This is a genomic window from Rahnella laticis, from assembly GCF_015644585.1.
GTDB lineage: Bacteria > Pseudomonadota > Gammaproteobacteria > Enterobacterales > Enterobacteriaceae > Rahnella > Rahnella laticis.
Genome location: NZ_JADOBI010000009.1, coordinates 60,203 through 81,776, shown reverse-complemented (window position 1 = coordinate 81,776; position 21,574 = coordinate 60,203). Strand labels below are relative to the sequence as shown.

The 21,574-nt window shown below is 53.7% G+C and carries 21 protein-coding genes and 2 tRNA genes; 6 read left to right on the top strand and 17 right to left on the bottom strand.

The features are described from left to right. Positions 1 to 27: 27 nt before the first annotated feature. Positions 28 to 261: a putative hemolysin gene (locus IV433_RS18730; protein WP_195815433.1), complete on the bottom strand. Its 234-nt coding sequence runs from the start codon at positions 259 to 261 to the stop codon at positions 28 to 30. A 197-nt stretch (positions 262 to 458) separates the two neighbouring features. Between IV433_RS18730 and tehA the strand changes: the two genes are divergently transcribed. Further along, the gene (gene tehA / locus IV433_RS18725; RefSeq protein ID WP_195815432.1) at positions 459 to 1,418 is read left to right on the top strand and encodes a dicarboxylate transporter/tellurite-resistance protein TehA; all 960 of its coding nucleotides are present in this window, start codon (positions 459 to 461) and stop codon (positions 1,416 to 1,418) included. Positions 1,419 to 1,605: 187 nt separating this feature from the next. Next, positions 1,606 to 1,761: a hypothetical protein gene (locus IV433_RS18720; RefSeq protein WP_229893513.1), complete on the top strand. Its 156-nt coding sequence runs from the start codon at positions 1,606 to 1,608 to the stop codon at positions 1,759 to 1,761. A gap of 57 nt (positions 1,762 to 1,818) precedes the next feature. Here IV433_RS18720 and bhsA read toward each other — a convergent pair whose 3' ends face one another. From bhsA to IV433_RS18700, 4 genes are all read right to left on the bottom strand, one after another. After that, positions 1,819 to 2,076, bottom strand: a complete 258-nt coding sequence (gene bhsA, locus IV433_RS18715) for a multiple stress resistance protein BhsA (RefSeq protein ID WP_195815431.1) — start codon at positions 2,074 to 2,076, stop codon at positions 1,819 to 1,821. Between the two features lie 255 nt (positions 2,077 to 2,331). Continuing rightward, positions 2,332 to 3,051 (bottom strand): DUF554 domain-containing protein, encoded by a 720-nt coding sequence (locus IV433_RS18710; RefSeq protein WP_195815430.1) that lies wholly within the window; start codon positions 3,049 to 3,051, stop codon positions 2,332 to 2,334. Beyond that, positions 3,048 to 3,668, bottom strand: a complete 621-nt coding sequence (locus IV433_RS18705) for a UbiX family flavin prenyltransferase (protein WP_195815429.1) — start codon at positions 3,666 to 3,668, stop codon at positions 3,048 to 3,050. The genes IV433_RS18710 and IV433_RS18705 overlap by 4 nt, the downstream gene beginning before the upstream one ends. A gap of 26 nt (positions 3,669 to 3,694) precedes the next feature. Continuing rightward, positions 3,695 to 5,182 (bottom strand): UbiD family decarboxylase, encoded by a 1,488-nt coding sequence (locus tag IV433_RS18700; RefSeq protein WP_195815428.1) that lies wholly within the window; start codon positions 5,180 to 5,182, stop codon positions 3,695 to 3,697. A gap of 156 nt (positions 5,183 to 5,338) precedes the next feature. Here IV433_RS18700 and IV433_RS18695 point away from each other — a divergent pair, with 156 nt between their 5' ends. Next, positions 5,339 to 6,226: a LysR substrate-binding domain-containing protein gene (locus tag IV433_RS18695; RefSeq protein WP_195815427.1), complete on the top strand. Its 888-nt coding sequence runs from the start codon at positions 5,339 to 5,341 to the stop codon at positions 6,224 to 6,226. Between the two features lie 148 nt (positions 6,227 to 6,374). Here IV433_RS18695 and IV433_RS18690 read toward each other — a convergent pair whose 3' ends face one another. From IV433_RS18690 to gpt, 8 genes are all read right to left on the bottom strand, one after another. Continuing rightward, a complete protein-coding gene (locus IV433_RS18690) occupies positions 6,375 to 6,614 on the bottom strand; it encodes a helix-turn-helix domain-containing protein (RefSeq protein ID WP_326838668.1) in 240 nt (79 codons plus the stop codon). Continuing rightward, positions 6,592 to 6,666 (bottom strand) — tRNA-Thr (locus IV433_RS18685). Before IV433_RS18685 ends, IV433_RS18690 begins: the two co-directional genes overlap by 23 nt. A 219-nt stretch (positions 6,667 to 6,885) precedes the next feature. Continuing rightward, positions 6,886 to 6,961, bottom strand: a tRNA-Thr gene (locus IV433_RS18680). Positions 6,962 to 7,118: 157 nt separating this feature from the next. Next, positions 7,119 to 8,372 carry a glutamate-5-semialdehyde dehydrogenase gene (gene proA / locus IV433_RS18675; protein WP_195815425.1) on the bottom strand — a complete coding sequence of 418 codons (1,254 nt, stop codon included), beginning with the start codon at positions 8,370 to 8,372 and terminating at the stop codon, positions 7,119 to 7,121. Between the two features lie 10 nt (positions 8,373 to 8,382). Beyond that, positions 8,383 to 9,486, bottom strand: a complete 1,104-nt coding sequence (proB, locus tag IV433_RS18670) for a glutamate 5-kinase (protein WP_195815424.1) — start codon at positions 9,484 to 9,486, stop codon at positions 8,383 to 8,385. Between the two features lie 126 nt (positions 9,487 to 9,612). Next, complete coding sequence (gene crl / locus IV433_RS18665) at positions 9,613 to 10,014, bottom strand: sigma factor-binding protein Crl (RefSeq protein ID WP_195815423.1); 402 nt, start codon at positions 10,012 to 10,014, stop codon at positions 9,613 to 9,615. 63 nt (positions 10,015 to 10,077) lie between these two features. Further along, complete coding sequence (gene frsA / locus IV433_RS18660; RefSeq protein WP_195815422.1) at positions 10,078 to 11,328, bottom strand: esterase FrsA; 1,251 nt, start codon at positions 11,326 to 11,328, stop codon at positions 10,078 to 10,080. Between the two features lie 305 nt (positions 11,329 to 11,633). Beyond that, positions 11,634 to 12,092, bottom strand: coding sequence for a xanthine phosphoribosyltransferase (gpt, locus tag IV433_RS18655; RefSeq protein ID WP_056781475.1), 459 nt, complete (start codon positions 12,090 to 12,092; stop codon positions 11,634 to 11,636). Between the two features lie 294 nt (positions 12,093 to 12,386). Here gpt and pepD point away from each other — a divergent pair, with 294 nt between their 5' ends. Continuing rightward, entirely contained in the window at positions 12,387 to 13,847 is a 1,461-nt protein-coding gene (gene pepD, locus IV433_RS18650; RefSeq protein WP_195815421.1) for a beta-Ala-His dipeptidase, read from the top strand. Positions 13,848 to 13,886: 39 nt separating this feature from the next. Here pepD and dinB read toward each other — a convergent pair whose 3' ends face one another. Continuing rightward, positions 13,887 to 14,945: a DNA polymerase IV gene (gene dinB, locus IV433_RS18645; RefSeq protein ID WP_195815420.1), complete on the bottom strand. Its 1,059-nt coding sequence runs from the start codon at positions 14,943 to 14,945 to the stop codon at positions 13,887 to 13,889. 281 nt (positions 14,946 to 15,226) lie between these two features. On the opposite strand from dinB, the gene dpaA reads away from it, so the two are divergent. After that, a complete protein-coding gene (dpaA, locus tag IV433_RS18640) occupies positions 15,227 to 15,952 on the top strand; it encodes a peptidoglycan meso-diaminopimelic acid protein amidase (RefSeq protein ID WP_152324647.1) in 726 nt (241 codons plus the stop codon). On the opposite strand, the gene IV433_RS18635 is transcribed toward dpaA, so the two are convergent. Beyond that, complete coding sequence (locus IV433_RS18635; protein ID WP_195815419.1) at positions 15,923 to 16,690, bottom strand: class II glutamine amidotransferase; 768 nt, start codon at positions 16,688 to 16,690, stop codon at positions 15,923 to 15,925. The genes dpaA and IV433_RS18635 overlap by 30 nt on opposite strands. 26 nt (positions 16,691 to 16,716) lie before the next feature. Further along, positions 16,717 to 17,298 carry a D-sedoheptulose 7-phosphate isomerase gene (gene lpcA / locus IV433_RS18630; RefSeq protein WP_101079792.1) on the bottom strand — a complete coding sequence of 194 codons (582 nt, stop codon included), beginning with the start codon at positions 17,296 to 17,298 and terminating at the stop codon, positions 16,717 to 16,719. Positions 17,299 to 17,566: 268 nt separating this feature from the next. Between lpcA and fadE the strand changes: the two genes are divergently transcribed. After that, on the top strand, positions 17,567 to 20,035 hold the full coding sequence (fadE, locus tag IV433_RS18625) for an acyl-CoA dehydrogenase FadE (RefSeq protein ID WP_195815418.1): 2,469 nt from the start codon (positions 17,567 to 17,569) through the stop codon (positions 20,033 to 20,035). A gap of 74 nt (positions 20,036 to 20,109) precedes the next feature. On the opposite strand, the gene IV433_RS18620 is transcribed toward fadE, so the two are convergent. Continuing rightward, positions 20,110 to 21,513 (bottom strand): carbohydrate porin, encoded by a 1,404-nt coding sequence (locus IV433_RS18620; protein ID WP_195815417.1) that lies wholly within the window; start codon positions 21,511 to 21,513, stop codon positions 20,110 to 20,112. Positions 21,514 to 21,574 lie beyond the last annotated feature (61 nt).

Genomic DNA, 21,574 nt, shown 5'->3' with positions numbered 1-21,574 from the left:
AAGCCTTTCCGGCACAAAGCCTCTGACCTAGCGGTGGTCGTGGCGGTACAACTCCCATTCGTCGATGTGTCTGCCGTCAGGGAATACGCAATCCGTCCTGACGCCCTGCTGCGTTTCAATATTCACCGATCTGCCGCCTCTTTCATGGCAATAAACCGCCGCCGGATTCGCCATTCCGGTCTGACGTCTTTGCGGTTCGTGATGATGATTCACGCAGCCCGACAGCGCTGCAACCATGATGATGAATAAGAGTTTTTTCATTCTGAGCCTTCGTGGAAAGAGTAAAACAACGCAGCGATTCTATTCCCCAACGCTTTCGGTTATCTACTCATGGTTTCCTAAAAACGCACTTCGTTTGGCCTGCGTTTTGATTTACAGCGGAACATTGACCGGGCTTATCGCTGAGGGCGATTTTTGCGTATAAACTTTGCCGGTCATTTCACTTCCGGTTAATCGCTATGTCATTTTCGCAGTTTGTTCATCGGGTTCCCGTCAGTTTTTTCGGGATGGTTCTGGGGGTTTTCGGGCTGGGCAGCGCCTGGCGCTATGCCGCCACGCTGGGACTGGGACCTGCCTGGCTGGGTGAAACGCTCATTTTTGCCGGAAGCTTTATCTGGCTGACGCTGGCGCTGGTTTACGCCGGTCGCTGCCTGACCGAACCGAAAACCGTGCGCGAAGAGTTTCTCAATAATAACCAGTTCAGCTTCATCAGCTTACTGCCCGCGGGCGGCGTGCTGGTTTCGACAGGCTTACATCCGTACAACCTGCTGCTGGCGAACACGCTGATGATCGCCGGTGCCACCGGGCAACTGATATTTTCCGCCTGGCGTTGCGCCCCGCTCTGGCGCGGCGAATTTGCTTCAGAAGCCACCACACCCGGTTTTTATCTCCCGACCGTTGCTGCCAACTTTATCTGCGCCATGGCTTTCGGCACGGCCGGACATCAGGATATCGGTGCGCTGTTTCTCGGCGCAGGGTTGATTTCATGGCTGACGCTCGAACCGGCGATCATCCACCGGCTGCGCACGCAGACGGAACTTTCCGGCCCGGCGCGTGGCGTGATCGGCGTCCAGCTCGCACCGGCGTTTGTCGCCTGTTATGCGTGGCTGTGCGTGAACGGCAATCATTTTGATATGTTCGCCCTGCTGCTGCTGGGCTACGGTTTGCTGCAACTCTTCTTTATGCTCCGGCTGGTGCGGTGGTTTTTTGCAGGCGGATTCAGCCCGTCGATGTGGGCCTTTTCGTTCGGCCTTTCAGCTATGGCAAACGCCTCTTTACGGCTGGCGCACAGCCGGCAGGTCATCGATATGCAGATTTTGTCGTGGATTTTATTTTCCCTTGCCAATCTTCTGCTGGCCGGGCTTATCGTGAAAACGCTGTTGTTGCTGATGAGCGGCAGGTTGTTGCCGGGGAAATAAGGCACGCCGTAATCGCCCGATATCTTTAAAAAAGCCGGGTGGCTCACATAAACGAAAAATGTTCGTGGCTAAGATAATTTGGCTTAAATCGAATATCACTGGCAGGGAGGTGGGAATGGAAAGGTACCAAAACCGGTGAGGTAATTCGGGTATCGTCGCTTTTTTGACAACGGAAGATTCAATTACGGTGAAGTTTAAAGATGGCTGGCATTACATCTACAACTCCATTCGCCCCGGTCTGGCCGATGTGGACCGCATGAAAGCGATGGCGAAAGCAGGCAGCGGTCTCCATGGCTTTATCAACCGTAAGATCCGCAATAACCATTTCCATAAATACCACTGAACTGCAGACATGAAAAAGGCGGCAAACGCCGCCTCTTCTGCATACTGCTGTGACATCTTATTTATACAGTTCTGCTGTACCGTACATCTGGTTATTACCGGAAGCACCGATGATGCGGTATGAACTTGCACCGGCCTGTTCAGCTTTGGCATTCAGTTGTGATTGCAGGCTTGGCAGTGAACCGTAAGTTGATGCGCTGACCACACCTAAAGTTTGCTGACCGGCAGGGGCGGACTGAACTTCAGTTGCTGCCAGAGTGGTGAATGAAGCGGTAGCCAGTGTCAGAGCAGCGATAGTCATTGTGATAGTTTTCATGATGTTAATTCCTGTTCGTTAATTTGGTCTGGGATGCCTTCTTCAGGAACCCCGGTTTCAGGTCAACGTTATTTATTAATTAACGTTCGATAAGTAAATACTAATGGCTGATGAGACTTTGTGCAAGAGATTTATTTAATGACCATTAACTAAATGTGCGTTCGCGTACAGAAGCGGGCAGGAAGGGATAAACAAAAAGGGAGACGGCAGAGGCGGTAAACGCTCTGCCGTGCGGGAAACCGTGCTTTTTGATTTTCAGAAAAAGTGAGTCCACAGGGCGGATATTGGCATCGCCAGCACCAGCGCGGGCAGCATATTGGCCACCGGGAAAATCTTAATACCGCAGATTCGAAAACCGGTCGCGAACATCAGTACACCGCCAACGGCGGAGAAATCGGCCTGCATGGCGGGCGTGGTCAGCGGCAGGATAAACACCGCGCCGTACGCCAGCAGCAGCTGGATGATTAATTGCGGAACCGCAACCACGGCGACGGCAAAACCGAGCGTAGTGGCAAAGATCGCCGCAGTGAACAAATCCAGGAACGATTTGGCGATCAGCACGCTGGTGTCGCCGGTCATGCCTTCGTGCATCGACCCGAAAATCCCGGTGCCGCTGGCGCAGAACAACACAATGATCGCCACGTAGCTTTGCAGGAATTTTTCCTGAGATTCCTGATCGCCCGGATCGGATTTCACAAACACTTCAACCAGACTGCGGGCTTTGCTGCCCAGTTTGCCGATGCTTTTTTCCAGATAACACAGTTCACCGAGCAGCGCGCCGAGGATCACCGACAGCACCATCACCGGCATATGGCTGAGTTTTCCCACCAGAACGACGCCCATACACATGGAAGCCGCCCCGAAAATTAAGGGCATAGACGTACGGATGCGCTCTGGCAGGCGGTTACTGAGCACCGCGCCAACGATGCCGCCGATCAATACGGCGGAGCCGTTGATATAAGGTCCGATAATCACGAGTCTTTACTCCTGGTCATTAACTTCATGTTTTCACCCCAGCGAGGCAAATCGGCACAGTCCAGATCCAGCAGACCCAGCGCGCGCGCCACGCTATGCGCAATAATGTCTTCAACACTTGTCGGCCTTGCGTACAGGGCAGGTACCGGCGGAAAAGCAATTGCGCCGGATTCCGTCACCTGTTGCATGTTGCGCAGATGCCCCGCATGCAGCGGCGTTTCACGCACCATCAGTACCAGCCGGCGCCGTTCTTTTAACACGACGTCCGCCGCCCGCGTCAGCAGATTATCCGTCAGGCCGGTCGAAATAGCCGCCAGGGTATGCATCGAACAAGGCGCCACCAGCATGCCGAGCGTACGGAATGATCCGCTGGCAATTGCCGCCCCCACCGCGCGGAAGGGATAAACCACATCCGCCAGCTCTGCCACATCCGCTTCCGTCAGCGTGGTTTCGTGCTCACGGTTGAGATGCCCGGCCGGGGAAATCACCAGATGCGTTTCCACATCCAGCTGGCGCAGGTAACGCAACGCCTGAACGCCATAAGAGAACCCGGACGCGCCGCTGATCCCGACGATAACGCGGGGTTTCTGTGGTGCCTTTAATGCAGACCCTGACATGCTGTTTCCTTATTGCTTATTACTGATCACTTTTTAGTAAAACCCGGGATAAAGCGGTTTACGTCCACTTCGAGGAACTCGCTGCGGTGGAAATTCGCTTTCATGTTATAAGGTACTGTGCAGTCGAAAATGGTTTTGCAGGCAATACCGTGGTCGCGCACCGACGGGCTGAAAGCCGGATCGGATGACGGATCGAGCGGATGGCAGCGCACGCCAGGAATAAAGATGGTGCTGACGTCGCCCTGATAGCGGGTGGTCATCGCCCAGATCACGTCATTGAGATCAAAGATATCGACATCTTCATCCACCAGCATGACGTGTTTCAGCTCGGAGAACGCTGAGAACGCCAGCAGTGCCGCCTGACGCTGACGACCTTCGTCCGCCGCAAAACGTTTTTTCACCTGCAATACCGCCAGGTATTTACCGGTACCCGGAGACGGGCAGTGAACGTTCTGCACAAAGCCCGGCAGTGCGCGTTCAACCATCTGCAAGATACTGGCTTCTGTCGGAATGCCCGCCATGTTGGTGTGTTCATCGCTCGGCCCGATACAGGTTTGCAGGATCGGATTGCGGCGGTGAGTAATCGCTTTCACTTTAATCACAGGCACTTCGGCTTGCGCGGCACCGGTATAACCGGGGAACTCAGGCATCGCTTTGCCGGTATTGGTGTTCTGGTCTTCGCGCACGCGGTAGTTCGGCAGCAGTTCACCTTCAATCACGACTTCGGCGTTAGCGATACCGCGCGCATTCACGGTCAGACAATCCACCAGTTCTACGGCCTGATTGCGCAGGCTGCCCGCGATGGACAGTTCGTCAAAGCCCAGCGGCGTGGTTGGCGGCTCAAAGCACGCACCGATTTCAATCGCCGGATCCACACCGATGCTGATTGAAATTGGCAAGGGTTTACCGGCCGCTTCGGCTTTCTGACGGAACACGTCCAGATGACGCCCCGGCACGAAATACATGGAGATTTCGTCTTTGCTCTGCACGCACAGGCGGTGAATGGTGACGTCATGCTCGCCGGTTTCCGGGTCGGAGGCGTAGCACATGCCGAGGGTGAAATACGGACCGGCGTCTTCCGGCGTATTGGTCGGCGCTGGCAGGATTTTCAGGATATCGAAGTCCGGGTCAGTCGCCAGATGAACCACTTCCTGACACACCGCCTTTTCACGTGGGATCACGATAGGCGCGATAGGATTCGACACGGAATCTTTCAGCATAAACGCCAGGTTTTCCGGCGTGGTACCAAACAGGCGAGCCACGCGTTTACGTGAAGACAGCAGGCCAATCAGCACCCGCATGTCGTTATAGCCTTTGACCTTATTAAAGATCATCGCCGGACCGATTTGGGTCGGACGTTTAACGGTGCCGTGGGCGCCTACGTAGCGGTATACACCGGATAACTCCGCGATCGGATCCACGGGTTCATCGGTGTAGATCAGTTCGTCGTCGTACTGGCTTAAGACCTCCAGTGCGGAACGGAGATCAGTCACTTTTTTTTGTTCTTCAGACATCTCAATGGCCCTTAAAGTCAGGTAATCGGGGGTGCAGCGGAATGTGCTTCTTTGCCGCTGCCCGGTCAGTTTGCAAAGAATCGGTGATAAGAGTCCAATAACATTATCGAGCTCTTTGATAAGGGATTATTATGAGAAAAACGACGCGGAGAATGTATGGATTACCGACAATTACACTCATTTGTGGTGCTGGCAGAAGTGCTGCATTTTGGTAAAGCCGCCCTGCAACTCAACATCGCGCAGCCCGCACTAAGCCAGCACATCAAGGCGCTCGAACAGTCACTGGGGATCCCGCTTTTTACCCGCGACAAACGCCATGTTGCGCTGACTTTCGAGGGGCAACAGCTGGTAGAAGAAGCGCGGATTGCCATCAACCATTACGAGAAATTTCTCGAAAATGCGCGCAGTTTACGGCAGGGTTTTAAAGGACAACTGAAGCTCGGCTACGTCGGATCGTCGATTCTGGATCCGGCGCTGGCACTGTTAATTAATGGTTACCGCAAGAAAAAACCGGATATAGAGATTGTTATTGAAGAACATAACGTTCACGAGCAGCTAACACTTCTGCTCAACTACCAGCTTGATATCGCCCTCGTCCGCTCGCCGGTACCGCAGTATCCTGAGCTGGAATATCTCGACGTCGCGACCCGCCCGCTGATTGCCGTTCTCCCGCGCAATCATCCGCTGGCTGCCGGTCAGAAAATCGCCCTTTCCTCACTTTCCGAATGCCCTTTTCTTATCCAGAGGGATCCGCCCGGCGTCGGCCTCGGCTGGTCAGCGATGAACGCCTGCCAGCAAGCCGGATTTGTCCCGCAGAAAATTCAATTCACGCGGGATGTGTCAGTGGCTATCGGGCTGGTCTCAATGGGAATGGGCGTCACGCTGGTGCCGGAAACGCAGAGATCGGTGATGATCCCCGACGTGAACTACTGCTTCCTGACCGACTCAGGCGCAACATCTACCCTGACCCTGAGCTGGCAGCGACACCAGAAAAATAAAGCTCTGGCTGATTTTATTCGTTATGCGAGGGAGCTGACGGTTTAGGGGGATTTAGCACGGGGGTTAAAAACGGCAGAGATTTCTATCTGCCGTTTGAATATGCCCCGCCCGGAAAACAGTCAGGCAATGAAATATTGCCTTCTGTAAATAGCCGGGCAAAGGCTTACAGTTTCTGGCTGATGGCCGATGATTCCTAAGATGACGGCTTTTTACTTTCATGAAATCCAATAATCAGCGCAGCCAGCTCGTCTTCCTCTGCATAAAAATAGGCAACCGGCACATCTAATACTTTGGCGATTCGGCTCACCGTATCCTGATCGGGCTGATGCTTGCCCTTCTCATATTGATTCATTCGGGCGCTGGAAGAAGCTTCATCCAGCCCCGCGAGTACACCAAGTTTGTACTGAAATTGGTGCGATAATAGGAGTTGAATCTACAACCTTCGCATTACGAATGCGCTGCTCTAAACACTGAGCTATATCGGCTTTTTAAGGGATTGGCGGAAGACTACGGAGTAACAACTTATTCCTTACCTGCGGCGTCCGTCAAGGCTCTGGCGGGACGTTTGGTGAGATCTTAATCACCCTGCATACGTTATGGCTATTATGTTTGTTTTGACGTGAAAAATCAGGCTGAGAACAACCAGACATCGCCGGAGCGTGGGGTATTAACGTTTTGATATTTCTGGGATTGGGTCTGAAAAATGGTGCCGACTACCGGAATCGAACTGGTGACCTACTGATTACAAGTCAGTTGCTCTACCTACTGAGCTAAGTCGGCTTTTTGAAGTGTTACCGGGGAACTACGGGGTGCTAAATTAGTGAAATCTGACGCTGCCGTCAAGCCCCTGAAAGTGCGTTTGCTGTTTTTCTCATCAAATGGCGCAGAATAGGAAATTTCTACCGGTTTCATAGGCTTGAAACTGGTAGAAAAAGGGTCACGGACGCACTAAATCGTCGCCATAACCAATCCATTTATAGGTCGTCAGGGCTTCTAATCCCATCGGGCCGCGGGCGTGCAGTTTTTGGGTACTGACCGCCACTTCTGCGCCTAAACCGAATTGGCCGCCATCGGTGAAACGGGTGCTGGCGTTGACGTAGACCGCCGAGGAATCGACTTCACGCACGAAACGGTCGGCGGAGCTGATTGAACGGGTGAGGATGGCGTCGGAATGTTCGGTGCCGTAGGTGCGGATATGCGCCACGGCGGCGTCCAGATCGGCGACGACGGTGACGTTCAAATCCAGCGACAACCATTCGTCCTGATAATCTTCCTCAGCCACGGCCAGCACTTTCGCCGGGCCATTTTGCAGATGCGGCATGGCGGATTCACTGGCATGAAGCGTGACGCCCGCACGGTGCATACGACCACTCAGCTCCGGCAGAAAACGTTCTGCAATCGCCTGATGAACCAGCACGGTCTCGAGGCTGTTACAGGCGCTCGGACGCTGCACTTTCGCGCTTTCAATCACGGTCAGCGCTTTGTCGAAATCCACGCTTTCATCCACAAACGTATGGCATACGCCGATACCGCCGGTGATCACCGGAATGGTGGACTGTTCGCGGCACAGTTTGTGCAGCGCCGCGCCACCGCGTGGGATCAGCATGTCGACGTATTTATCCAGACGCAGCAGTTCCGCTACCAGCGCGCGGTCCGGGCTCTCGATGGCCTGAATGGCGGCTATTGGCAGGCCACATTCTTCCAGCGCCAGCTGGATCACTTTGACCGTCGCCTGATTGGTGTGATGCGTTTCTTTCCCGCCACGCAGGATAACGGCGTTGCCGGTTTTCAGGCACAGACTGGCGACGTCGATGGTGACGTTCGGGCGCGCTTCATAAATCACGCCAATCACGCCCAGCGGGACGCGGCGGCGTTCGAGACGCAAACCGCTGTCCTGCTGAGAACCGTCAATCACCTGCCCGACCGGATCGCTCAGGCGGCAGACATCGCGCACGTCGCTGGCGATGGCGGATAAGCGCGCAGGCGTCAGCAGCAGGCGATCGAGTAATGCTTCGCTCATGCCGCTTTCGCGGGCGGCGGCCATATCCAGTTCGTTGGCAAGAATAATGCTCTGGCTGTTGGCCTCGAGCATGTCAGCCATCAGCATCAGCGCACGGTTTTTCTGCGCGGTGCTGAGGGTGGAGAGCTGCCAGGACGCGGCTTTCGCGGCCCTGCCCATCTCGTTAAGCATGTGTAACTCCTTAACTGACAATCATGTCGTCACGGTGAACGGCAACCGGGCCGTATTCGTAACCGAGAATTTCGCTGATCTGCTGAGAGTGATGACCGGCAATCATGCGCATCGCATCGCTGTTATAGCGGCTGACGCCGTGCGCGAGGTCTCGCCCGTTCAGGTTGCGGATGCGGATCACTTCGCCACGCGAGAAATCGCCTTTCACTTCGCGGATACCTTTTGGCAGCAGGGAACTGCCGCGCTCCATCATGGCGGAAACGGCGCCGTCGTCGATGGTGATTTCACCGGCTGGCGGTGCGCCGAAAATCCAGCGTTTACGGTTTTCCAGCGGGGTTTCCATGGCGTGGAAACGCGTGCCGACGGAAACGCCGTTAATCACATCGCCAATCACACCCGGCAGGTTGCCTGCGGCAATAATGGTGTCGACGCCCGCACGGCAAGCGACGTCTGCGGCTTGCAGTTTGGTCGCCATCCCGCCGGTTCCGAGACCGGAAACGCTGTCACCCGCCACGCCACGCAGTTCATCATCAATGGTCATGACTTCGCGGATCAGTTCGGCTTCAGGATTGGTACGCGGATCGGCAGTAAACAGGCCGCTCTGATCGGTCAGCAGCAGCAGTTTATCGGCACCAGCCAGAATCGCAGCCAGCGCCGAGAGATTGTCGTTATCGCCGACTTTAATCTCTGCGGTGGCGACGGCATCGTTCTCGTTGATCACCGGCACGATATGGTTATCGAGCAACGCGTGCATCGTGTCGCGGGCGTTCAGAAAACGCTCGCGATCTTCCATATCGGCACGGGTCAGCAGCATCTGACCAATGTGAATGCCGTAAATCGAAAACAATTGCTCCCAGAGCTGGATTAAACGGCTTTGCCCGACGGCAGCCAGCAGCTGTTTGGAAGCAATGGTGGCGGGGAGTTCGGGGTAGCCAAGATGTTCACGCCCGGCGGCAATCGCGCCCGACGTTACAATCACAATCCGGTGCCCTGCCGCATGTTGTTGCGCGCACTGGCGGACAAGCTCAACAATGTGAGCACGGTTGAGGCGGCGTGAACCGCCAGTGAGCACGCTGGTGCCCAGTTTTACAACCAGTGTCTGACTGCCACTCATTAGTCTTTCCATTAAGGTGAAATAAGAAATGCTTCGTTGTCTTTGTAACAGGGGAGAAGCGTTATGCCAACCGGCATAACGCTATAATAGCAGCATTCAGTATGGGAATGGGTAGTACAGAAGGTGTCAGGCGGAGAGCTTCACCGGTTCTTCGCTGAAATCATCAGCCGGTTCCAGTTTGAGGGACATCTCTTCGATCATCGTGTTGAGTTTTTTGTGGAACCCAACCAGAGTGGTCTCAAGTTTCTCACGCACTTCAGCATCTTTAATGTTTTGCGCCTTCCAGATGCCGTCTTTATCGAACAATCCGAAGTAATAAACATAGGTAAAACGTTCGGCTTCGGCTTGCAACTCTATCCACCAGCCCCAGAATTCACGCTTCTCAGGAGCGGGTTTCACGTTCACACAGACCGCTAAGCAGTCAAAGAAAAAGCGGTCGTTCTCGCATTTCCCTTCTCTAATGTACGGCCCGAGTGTACCGAAACGTTTCATTAGCCTGCTTTTAGGATGACCACTTGGTAACGTCATTGTACAACCTCCATAGAAAGACGATCCTTTTTAGCAAACCGTTAAGAATTAGCAACCGTTAAGTTAACGCATCTGCTTTTCCAGCCATTCACAAATTTCGTGTAACGCGCTGTCAAAGTGCTGATAAAGCGGCTCACTTTTGATGGTCAGAATCTTGCCTTCGGAGGAGGAATCCGCAATCAGCCTGGCTTCGCTCTTCGGGCTGAAGATATCGCTTTCCCAGTAGGCGGCAAGCATTGGCGTCGGTGTTCTGCGCCCTAATAACCCCTGCGTTTTCAGAGAATATCGATTAAGTTCAGTTTTCAGCGCGGAGTCCGACGCCGTCGACATTCCGATGCGGCTCGCCAGCACGTCCATGTACATATCCGGCACCTGTTCCTGACATTTCGGGTCGCTCAGCAGCGAATGCACCAGCGCGCCCAGCGTCGCCACAGCCCGCACGCGGCGCGGCTCGAGATACGCCAGCCGCACGGCGACGTTCGCTCCAAAGCGATAACCCAGCAGGCTGACGCGGCTCGCATCCACCCACGGCACATCAGAAAGCTGCATGAGAACCTGCTGATGCAGGAAGCTGGTGTCCTGCGTCAGTTTCCATTTAGAGGAAAAACCGATCGACGGCATGTCGATGGTGAGCATCGCAATGCCCATCGGCGCGAGATAAGAGCGGAACAGGCGCTGATGGTCACTTTGTAACGTGTCCAGACCGCCGCAGACCATGACCGTCGGGAACGGCGCTTTGCCTTCGTTCGGCAGATGCAGGAAACCGGTGATCGGCGCGCCGCCCGGGATTTTGAATTCCAGCTCTTTCAGATCATACGGTGAATGTTCGGAGGATTTCTCAAACGCTTTATTGGCCAGCGCTTCCGCCTGTTCTGCCAGCGTATCCCCTTTCAGATGCGGATAACCGGCAATGCTGTAAAGGTTCGCGGCTTTCAGCCAGTATTCGCTGGCAAGATTGGCGTCTTTCTCATCGGCGGCTTTTTGCTGCCAGTGCATGGCCTGATTCGACCACTCATAAATCCAGTTGCCGTTGCGATAGCCAATGACGGTATCGAGCAATAACGGGTCGCTGTGTTCGGCCTGAGAAACGGCAATGCGCGACAGCACTTCTTCCACTTCCAGCGGATCAACGCCGCGCCACATCCACATCAGACGGTTGATTGTCCGGTACCAGCAATTCACGGTATCGCCTTCCAGCGCTGAGTGCATCGGCGGGTGCGTATTGTGATGATGAACGCGATGAACCAGTGTCGAAGTTTCCGGATATTTGAATGACGGTTTGAACAGTTTTTCCGTGAGATTGGCTGGAGCCATGATGCAAGATCCTCCGTTAGCAAGCAGCTTTTCGCCCGCAGGCGAACGTTTCAGGCAGGGATTATAACCCGCCCACGTTGCGACAAGACAGGAGTGAGGTCAAGCGGAAAGGATTTCAAGTCAACAAAAGCAAAACGCCCGGCAATTAGCCAGGCGTTATTTTAGAAGATCATCACCACAATCCTCTAAATCATTCTTGCTGCATCAAGGCGGCAACGGAGCAAATCGCCGGGAGCATACAAAAGTATGTGACCGGGGTTTGCGAAGGCAGCCAACGCAGAGACAGCGTGAAGGATGACGAGGGTTTACTTGCCGACCAATGGCGGGACGAACACCACGCCCATATCCCACGGCTGTTCAATCCAGGTGTTCTGCGGGATATCAACCACGTAATCGTCAACCAGCGGCGCACCGGCAGGTTTGGCGAAGATCGTGATGAAATGCGCTTTCGGATACATTTCGCGGATCGCTTTCGCGGTGCCGCCGGTATCGACCAGATCGTCGATTACGATGAAACCTTCACCGTCGCCTTCTGCGCGTTTCAGCACTTGCATTTCGCGCTGATTGTCGTGGTCGTAGCTGGAGATACATACGGTATCCACATGACGGATGCACAGTTCGCGAGCCAGTAACGCTGCCGGAACCAGACCGCCACGGCTGACGGCAATAATGCCTTTCCATTGTTCTGCCGGCAGCAGGCGTTTAGCCATCGTGCGGGCGTGGATTTGCAGCATGTCCCAGGTTACAACGTATTTTTCGCTCATAAAGGTGTCCCAGCCAGTGAATTGACGGCTTCTAAAAATGTATTCGAGGGGAAAAAAGGTTGCGCAGGATTATAGTGAGTCCAGCCTACAAAAACCAGCGGTTATAGCACCGCCAGCCCGCAAAAATCCTGCATTTTCTCCCCGCGCCCGCGCACAGGTTAAGATTAAGTGATATTCTGTCAGGCCACTCGCCACACAGTCTGGCGGGGATTACTTAACCTTAAACCTACAGCATCTCAATCAGTTCCCCTGCAAATGGAGCCTGAATGAGCTGACTGTTACAGGAGACTTATAGTGTCTGAACTGTCTCAGCTTTCGCCACAACCGTTGTGGGATATTTTTGCCAAAGTATGTTCAATTCCGCACCCTTCTTATCATGAAGAAGCGCTGGCAAAACACATCGTTGAATGGGCTCAGGAAAAGGGTATCCACGCTGAGCGTGATGAAGTTGGCAACATTTTGCTGCGCAAACCGGCCACCAAAGGCATGGAAAACCGCAAAGCCGTTGCCCTGCAGGCCCACCTCGATATGGTGCCGCAGAAAAACAACGATACTGTTCACGATTTCACTAAAGATCCGATTCAGCCGTTCATTGAAGACGGTTGGGTAAAAGCCCGCGGTACCACGCTGGGCGCAGACAACGGTATCGGCCTGGCTTCTGCACTGGCGGTTCTGGCTGATGACAGCGTAGAACACGGCCCGCTGGAAGTGCTGCTGACCATGACCGAGGAAACCGGCATGGCGGGCGCATTCGGCCTGCAACCGGACTGGTTACAGTCTGAAATTCTGATCAACACCGATTCTGAAACCGAAGGCGAAATCTACATGGGTTGCGCCGGCGGGATTGATTTTACTGCAACGCTGCCACTGAGCCGCGAAGCGGTTCCGGCCGGTTTCACCACGCTGAAACTGACGCTGAAAGGCCTGAAAGGCGGCCACTCCGGCGCGGATATCCACCTCGGTCTGGGCAATGCCAGCAAACTGCTGGTGCGCTTCCTGTCTGAACACGCCGACACCCTCGGCCTGCGCCTGCTGGATTTCACCGGCGGTACGCTGCGTAACGCCATTCCCCGCGAAGCCATCGCAACCCTGGCGATTGCAGCCGATAAAGCGGACGCACTGAAAGCCGCTGCACAGGAATTCCTGGCAACGATTCAGTTCGAACTGTCTGCGGTTGAGAAGAAAATCGCTTTCGTCGTTGAAGCGGCAGAAAGCACAGCGAAAGCGCTGAGCAAAGACAGCCAGGGCAAATTCATTGCCCTGCTGAACGCGACGCCAAACGGCGTGATCCGCATGAGCGATGACGTTAAAGGCGTGGTAGAAACCTCCCTGAACGTCGGCGTTGTCACCATGAAAGATGACGAAGTGGCGATCAACAGCCTGATCCGTTCCCTTATCGACAGCGGCAAAGAATACGTCGTCAGCATGCTGAATTCGCTGAGCGAACTGGCCGGCGCGAAAAGCCTGGCAAAAGGCAGCTATCCTGGCTGGAAACCTGAGCCAAGCTCTCCGGTGATGACGCTGGTGCGTGAAACCTACGAAACGCTGTTCAGCAAAACCCCGAACATCATGGTGATCCACGCCGGTCTGGAATGCGGTCTGTTCAAAAAACCGTACCCGGACATGGACATGGTTTCCATCGGGCCAACCATCACCGGGCCACACTCGCCGGATGAGCAGGTTGAAATCGCCAGCGTTGAGCTGTACTGGAAACTGCTGACAGCATTGCTGAAAGCGATTCCTGAACGTAAGTAATTGTTTTAGCGCCTCCCCTGCGAAGGGGAGGCGCTACAGTCACTCCCACGGCAGTAACAACTGCCGTTCTATCTGCGGATCCTGCAACGTGACATGCAACCCGACCAGACGCACACCCCGCCCGCCGCGCCGCTGTTCCCACGCTTCACGCGCCACTTTCAGTAAATCTTCTTTATTGAGCACCGGCCAGACGTGTTCCTGCGTGGTCTGCTGGAAATCATGGAATTTGAGTTTCACGCCCTGACGCGCGATGCGTAAATTCGGGCTGACCCGGCTCAGGCGCGTTTGTAATTCAGGATATAACCGTTCGATCAGCGCGACGCATTCCTCCCAGCTGTGGATATCTTCCGCCAGCGTGCGTTCCACACCGACCGATTTCCGCAGCCGCTCGGCTGAAATTTCACGCTCGTCGATGCCCTGACAACGCTCCCACAGCACGCGGCCAAATTTGCCAAACTGTTTAAGCAGCCTTGCTAAATCATAGCGCTGCACGTCGCCGCAGGTGATCAACCCCTGCTCCTGCAATCGCTGGGCGGTGACTTTGCCAACGCCGGGGATTTTACTCAGCGGCAGATCCAATAAAAAAGCCTCAACTTTGTCTGGCGTAATCACAAACTGGCCGTTGGGTTTATTCAGGTCTGAGGCAATTTTTGCCAGAAATTTGATGGGCGCAATGCCCGCCGAGGCCGTCAGATTAATTTCATCAAAAATCGCCTGACGGATTTCAGCGGCGATCAGCGTCGCGGAGCCATTGCATTGGGTCGATTCTGAAACATCCAGATAAGCTTCGTCGAGTGACAGCGGTTCGATCAATGGCGTATAACGCGCAAAGATTTCGCGGATGTGGTTTGAGGCTTCTTTATACGCCTCCATTCTGCCGGGGATCACTTTCAGGTGCGGGCAAAGTTTGAGCGCCATTCCGGTCGGCATCGCGCTGTGTACGCCGAATTTTCGTGCCGGATAATTGGCGGTGCTGATGACGCCACGCCGGTCGCGGCTGCCACCGATGGCGACAGGAATGTCGCGCAGGGAAGGATCATCGCGCATCTCGACGGCCGCGAAAAAGCAGTCCATATCCACATGAATGATTTTACGCATAGCCCTCCCCCAATGACTGTATAAGTATACAGTTGAATCAGGAGATTTCAAACACAGAAAATGACGGTTAATTTGGCTTAATTAATCACCATTAATGGCATCAGAAAGTATTTACATTTCCTGAAGCGAGAATTCAATATTTGGTGATTGCTAAAAAATTAATCAGTATTAATATGGCAACGTTTCAGACAGGCAGTACATAAGAAGAAAATCAGTGGCGGTCTTACAGGCAGTTCATCTGTAGACAAAATAATCAAAATTATTATCGAGCAGGACTTAGAATGATCAGAATCGCGCTGTTTCTTGCGATGCTCCTCAGTTTGCCTTTATTTACAGCAAATTACGCCGTGGCCAGCGATGCTGTCCCGGTAAACGCGGCGCTTAAAAAACAATTGTTAGGTGCTCCCGTTTATATCCAGATATTCAAACAAGAACGTAAACTCGAATTGTATGCCCAGCTCGACGGCGAATATCGTCTGATCGGCAGCTACGGCATCTGCGATTTTTCTGGCGGTTTAGGAAATAAACGTCGCGAAGGTGATTTTAAAAGCCCGGAAGGTTTCTACAACGTGGATATTCACCACCTGAAACCGGACAGCCGTTTTTATCGCGCCATCAACATCGGTTTCCCGAACGCCTATGATATCTCGCAGGGTTATTCCGGTAAGTATCTGATGATCCACGGCAACTGCAAATCTATCGGTTGCTATGCGATGACTGACGGTTATATGGATGAAATCTTCACCTACGTGCAGGCGGCCTTCCAGTTCGGCCAGCGCAACGTGCAGATCAGCATTTATCCATTCAAGATGACCGATGCCAACATGCAGTCGCACAAAAACTCAAGCTACATCACGTTCTGGCGTCAGCTACAGCCGGGCTTTGCGTACTTTGAGAAACACCATCAGCCACCGAACGTCGTGGTGACTAATGGGAAATATGAAGTGCTGCAACCGTTGTCAAACATCCCGCTGCCTTCACAGCTGGCGTTCGCCCCGGTGAAATAATGCGAATTCACCTGGAGCAATTTTGTTCCAGGTTTCGTTTGCCGTCAGCGGTTGCGTGGCAATCACGGTGACGACATCATCCGGTGTCGTCTGCTGCTGAAAATCAATTTCCACATCCTGATCCAACAACGTTGCCTTTCCGAAAGGCGCCCGCCGCGTGATCCAGTGCAGATTGGTCGAACAATAGGCCATCACAAAATGCCCGTCCGACAACAGCATATTAAACACGCCCTTCTGCCGTAACTCATCCGCCAGCGACGCAATAAACCGGAACACCGGCGGCCAGCTGGCCGGACGGCGCGGATAACGCTGCGTAAGTTTATGCAGCAACCAGCAAAATGCGTATTCACTGTCGGTTTGCCCGACCGGACGCAACGTGCCGGTATCCAGCTGGCGGTAACCGCGAAGCTGGCCGTTGTGCGCGTAAGTCCAGTTATGGCCCCACAGTTCGCGGGTAAACGGATGGGTATTCTCCAGCGCCACTTCGCCACGGTTTGCCTGACGAATATGGGAAATCACCGCGCAGGATTTGATCGGATATTCCTGAACAAGGCGGGCGATAGGCGAATTAAAACTCGGCATCGGATCTTTAAAAGTACGACAGCCATTCCCCTCGTAGAAGGTAATGCCCCAGCCGTCTTTATGCGGGCCTGTCCCGCCACCGCGCTGCACTAATCCACTGAAACTGAAGCAAATATCAGTTGGAACGTTAGCGCTCATCCCGAGCAATTCGCACATCTCCCGCCTCCTTTACGGCAAAGGCATTACGCCTTCGCCATCTCTTTTTCGATTAACAGAATCAAAATGTGGATCACTTTAATGTGGATTTCCTGCACGCGGTCAGCGAAGCCAAAGTGTGGCACGCGAATTTCCACGTCGGCAGAACCGTCCATTTTGCCGCCGTCTTTACCGGTCAGGGTAATGACTTTCATGCCTTTGGCGCGTGCGGCTTCAATCGCTTTGATCACGTTACCGGAATTGCCGGAAGTGGAGATGCCCAGCAGCACATCACCTTTCTGACCCACGGCTTCCAGATAGCGGGAGAAAATATATTCGTAACCGAAATCGTTACCCACGCAGGAGATGTGGCTGACGTCGGAAATCGCAATCGCCGGGTAGCCCGGGCGGTTTTCACGGTAGCGGCCGGTCAGTTCTTCTGCGAAATGCATGGCGTCACAGTGTGAACCGCCGTTACCGCAGGAAATCACTTTCCCGCCCGCCTTGAATGAATCGGCCAGCAGCACTGCTGCACGTTGAATAGACTCAATATTTGCCGGATCGCTGATGAATTTATTCAGCGTAGCAGCAGCTTCGTTCAGTTCAGTACGGATAATATCCTGGTACATAGCAGCCTCTTTTATGTCCATTTGCAGCCAGCTGTGGCTGGCCGATAGCAATAAAACTTTCCGCTGAGCAGTTTAACGGAAAGCCGAAACAGCGAGAAGCCAAGAAGCGGTAATGATTCTTATAGTTTCCGTTTTTGACGCTTCGTGCGGCCGGTTTGTGAGCTGTGTTGTAATTAGTATGTAAACACATTGATAAAGAAATGAGCATGAACTAAAACCATTGTATCCCTACAACAGGTCAGACCTCCTACTACTCAGGAGCTTTACTATGATGGTTCTTAGCATTGTTGCATTTGTCGTGATCCTTGGTGCGTTGTTTTACCACAAGGTCAATCTTGCCTTTAGCAGCCTGATTTTACTGGCATTTACCGCTGCCATGGGTGCCATTCATCTGTGGACGCTGTGGCTGTTACTGCCGCTGGCGATTATCCTGCTGCCGTTCAATGTGCCCGCACTGCGCCGCGCATTGTTCTCTGCACCTGCACTTCGCACCTTCCGTAAAGTGATGCCTGCAATGTCACGCACGGAAAAGGAAGCGATTGAAGCCGGTACCACCTGGTGGGAAGGCGATCTGTTCGGCGGTAAGCCGGACTGGAAAAAATTGCAGGATTATCCTGAACAACACCTGACCGAAGAAGAGCAGCGCTTTATCGACGGCCCGGTTGAAGAAGCCTGCCGCATGGCGAACGACTTTGAGATCACGCACGAACTGGCTGATTTGCCGCCGGAGCTGTGGGCGTATCTGAAAGAACACCGCTTCTTCGCGATGATCATTAAGAAAGAGTACGGCGGTCTGGAATTCTCCGCTTACGCTCAGGCCCGCGTGTTACAGAAACTGGCGGGGGTGTCCGGCATTCTGGCCATCACCGTCGGCGTGCCGAACTCCCTTGGCCCGGGCGAATTGCTGCAACATTACGGCACCGAAGAACAGAAAGACCATTATCTGCCGCGTCTGGCTGAAGGTCTGGAAATCCCATGTTTCGCACTGACCAGCCCGGAAGCCGGGTCTGATGCCGGGGCGATCCCTGATTTCGGTATCGTCTGTAAAGGTCAGTGGCAGGGCAAAGAAGTGCTCGGCATGCGCCTGACCTGGAATAAGCGTTACATCACGCTCGCGCCAATCGCCACCGTGCTCGGTCTGGCGTTTAAACTGAAAGACCCGGATCATCTGCTCGGCAGTGAAACGGATCTGGGTATTACCTGTGCGCTGATCCCAACGGACACTAAAGGTGTGGAAATCGGCCACCGCCACTTCCCGCTGAACGTGCCTTTCCAGAACGGCCCGACGCGCGGTAATGATATTTTCGTTCCAATCGATTACATCATCGGTGGCCCGAAAATGGCCGGTCAGGGCTGGCGTATGCTGGTGGAATGTCTGTCCGTGGGCCGCGGCATTACCCTGCCGTCTAACTCCACCGGCAGCCTGAAATCACTGGCGATGGCGACCGGCGCTTACGCGTACATTCGCCGTCAGTTCAAACTGCCTATCGGTAAGATGGAAGGTATCGAAGAACCGCTGGCGCGTATTGCCGGTAACGCTTATGTGATGGACGCCGCTGCAACACTCATCACCAACGGCATTATGCTCGGTGAAAAACCGGCTGTGCTGTCGGCGATTGTGAAATATCACTGTACCCACCGTGGTCAGCGCGCTGTCATGGACGCGATGGATATCACCGGCGGTAAAGGCATCATGCTCGGTAAAAGCAACTTCGTGGCCCGTACCTATCAGGGCGCGCCGATTGCCATCACCGTGGAAGGTGCCAACATTCTCACCCGCAGCATGATCATCTTCGGTCAGGGCGCTATCCGTTGCCATCCTTACGTTCTGCGTGAAATGGCGGCAGCTGAGAAAAACGATCTGGACGATTTTGACCGTGCGCTGTTCGGGCATATTGGCCACGTCGGCAGCAACAAAGTGCGCAGCTTCTGGCTCGGTCTGACCAACGGCCGCACCAGCGATACGCCGGTTAATGATAAAACCGCGCGTTATTACCAGCACATTAACCGTCTGAGCGCTAACCTCGCGCTGCTGGCTGACGTGTCTATGGGCGTGCTGGGCGGCAGCCTGAAACGTCGCGAACGTATTTCCGCCCGTCTCGGCGATATCCTTAGCCAGATGTATCTGGCGACGGCAACCCTGAAACGCTTTGATGAAGAAGGTTGCAACGAGGCTGATTTACCGCTGGTTCACTGGGGCGTGCAGGATTGTCTGCATCAGGCCGAAGTGGCTATCGACGACCTGCTGCGTAATTTCCCGAATGCGTTTGTGGCGGGCGTGATGCGCCTGGTGATTTTCCCGCTGGGCCGTTCACACGCGGCACCGTCGGATCGTCTTGATCATGAACTGGCGCGTATTCTTCAGGTGCCTTCTGCGACCCGCAGCCGCATTGGTCGCGGTCAGTATCTGACGCCAAGCGAACACAACCCGGTCGGGCTGCTGGAAGAAGCGTTACTGGATATTCTGGCCGCCGAGCCGGTGCATAAACGTCTGTGCGACGCGATGGGTAAAAAACTGCCGTTCACCCGTCTGGATATTCTGGCGCAAAAAGGTCTGGATGCCGGTCACCTGAGCGCCGACGATGCGCGCATTCTCAGCCGTGCGGAAGAAAGCCGTCTGCGTTCTATTAACGTCGATGATTTTGAGCCACACGAACTGGCCGCGAAAAAGCAGGACGTGGAGGAAGAAAGCGCAAAAAAGGATGACGCCAAACCGCGCCATACCGAAGCCGCTTAATCCTTAAAATTCACGGTTAAAAAAAGCCTGAGTGTTTACGCACTCAGGCTTTTTCTTTTCCGGATGACGGGTAATCAGAAGTAATACTTGAATCTTACACGGCCGCCATACCGCTGATCGCTGTCATTATCATTGCTGTAATGTTTATCCGCTTCCAGCATCGACACATACGCGCCCAGATAGATATTGAAGTTCTTCATGTCCATCACGTTCGGGATGAGATAACTGGCGTGGATCGTATGAATATCGTAGCTGCCCGGTTCGCTGAACCAGTCATCACCGGCATTTTCGTTATTCATTGGCCGTAAACCGTTGGCATTAAACTCTTCGATACGGTTATGCGCGTAGATGTAACCCAGCTCGAAGTTTTTCCACAGGGCATTGGTGCCGACCGTGAAATCTTTCTCGTCTGAGGCGTCCATGTACGCCGTACTCAGGTTCGCCACGATGCCGTTTTCCGGATCCGCTTTCTGCCCGTTCCAGGTCATAGTCATGCCGTAACCGTTACGTTTGGACTGATCAATGATTTCGCCCTGATCGTTCTTGTAGCCGTAAGCGTTGTTGACGATGTTGGTTTCCATCGCCGCCGCAACGGAGAACGCCTCACCTTTCCAGGCAATAACCGGCCGCAGATACGCGACGTTTTTATCCTGTTGCAGCTTGTTGCCGTGGTAGTTCTGATCGGCAAACAGCGACGTCCCGTTTTCCATCAGCGTATTGAGCTCGAAGTACCAGTTGCCGAGCGTTTTGTTCAGCAAAATGTTACCGCCGCTGTCACTGCGTCCGCGCCCTTCTTTCATCATGTACACATAGCCGTAGCCGTCGGCGTACAGATCGTTAGCGGTATTCCCGGAATATTCGATAAACGTATCCTGATTCAGCGGGAACATATCGTAGGCTTCAAAGCGGCCGATTTTTGCCATCCAGTTTTGTTCTTTACCGAAGAAGAAGGCGGCGTCATCGACATTCATTGAACCGTTTAAATCAGCGGTCGGTTGCACGGAGAACCCTGAAAATTGCCCTTTATCATTCCGGCGATAACCATCCAGCCCGATCAGCAAACGGCCATTGACATCCCAGCGTTCATTGCCGCCATTCCATTTATTATCATCGCCATTTTTCGCCGAAATTAATTGCCCACTGCGGCTTGCGCCGTCGACGTTAAATTCTACGTCACCGTATAATTTCAGATTATCGAAACCATTAAGCGTTAATAACTTGTCCTTCGATATACCGTCTGTTTTTACTTCTACCGGCGTGAATTCTTTCACGCTGGCAATTTCCTGCTCGCGCTTCACATCCTGTTTTTTCAGCTGCTGGATTTGTTTTTCTGCCGATTCCGCGCGGGCCTCTGCCTGCTGAAGACGCTCTTCAAGCTGCGCCATGCGGGCTTCCAGACTGGCTGAAGAGCCTGCCGCCATCGCAGAACCCGACACGGCGATCCCCACTAATAATGCCAGCGTCTTAATCTTTCTCATAATTACGATATCCTTTTCAATACAAAATCAAACCATCGATATCAATTAACGACGTTGTTTT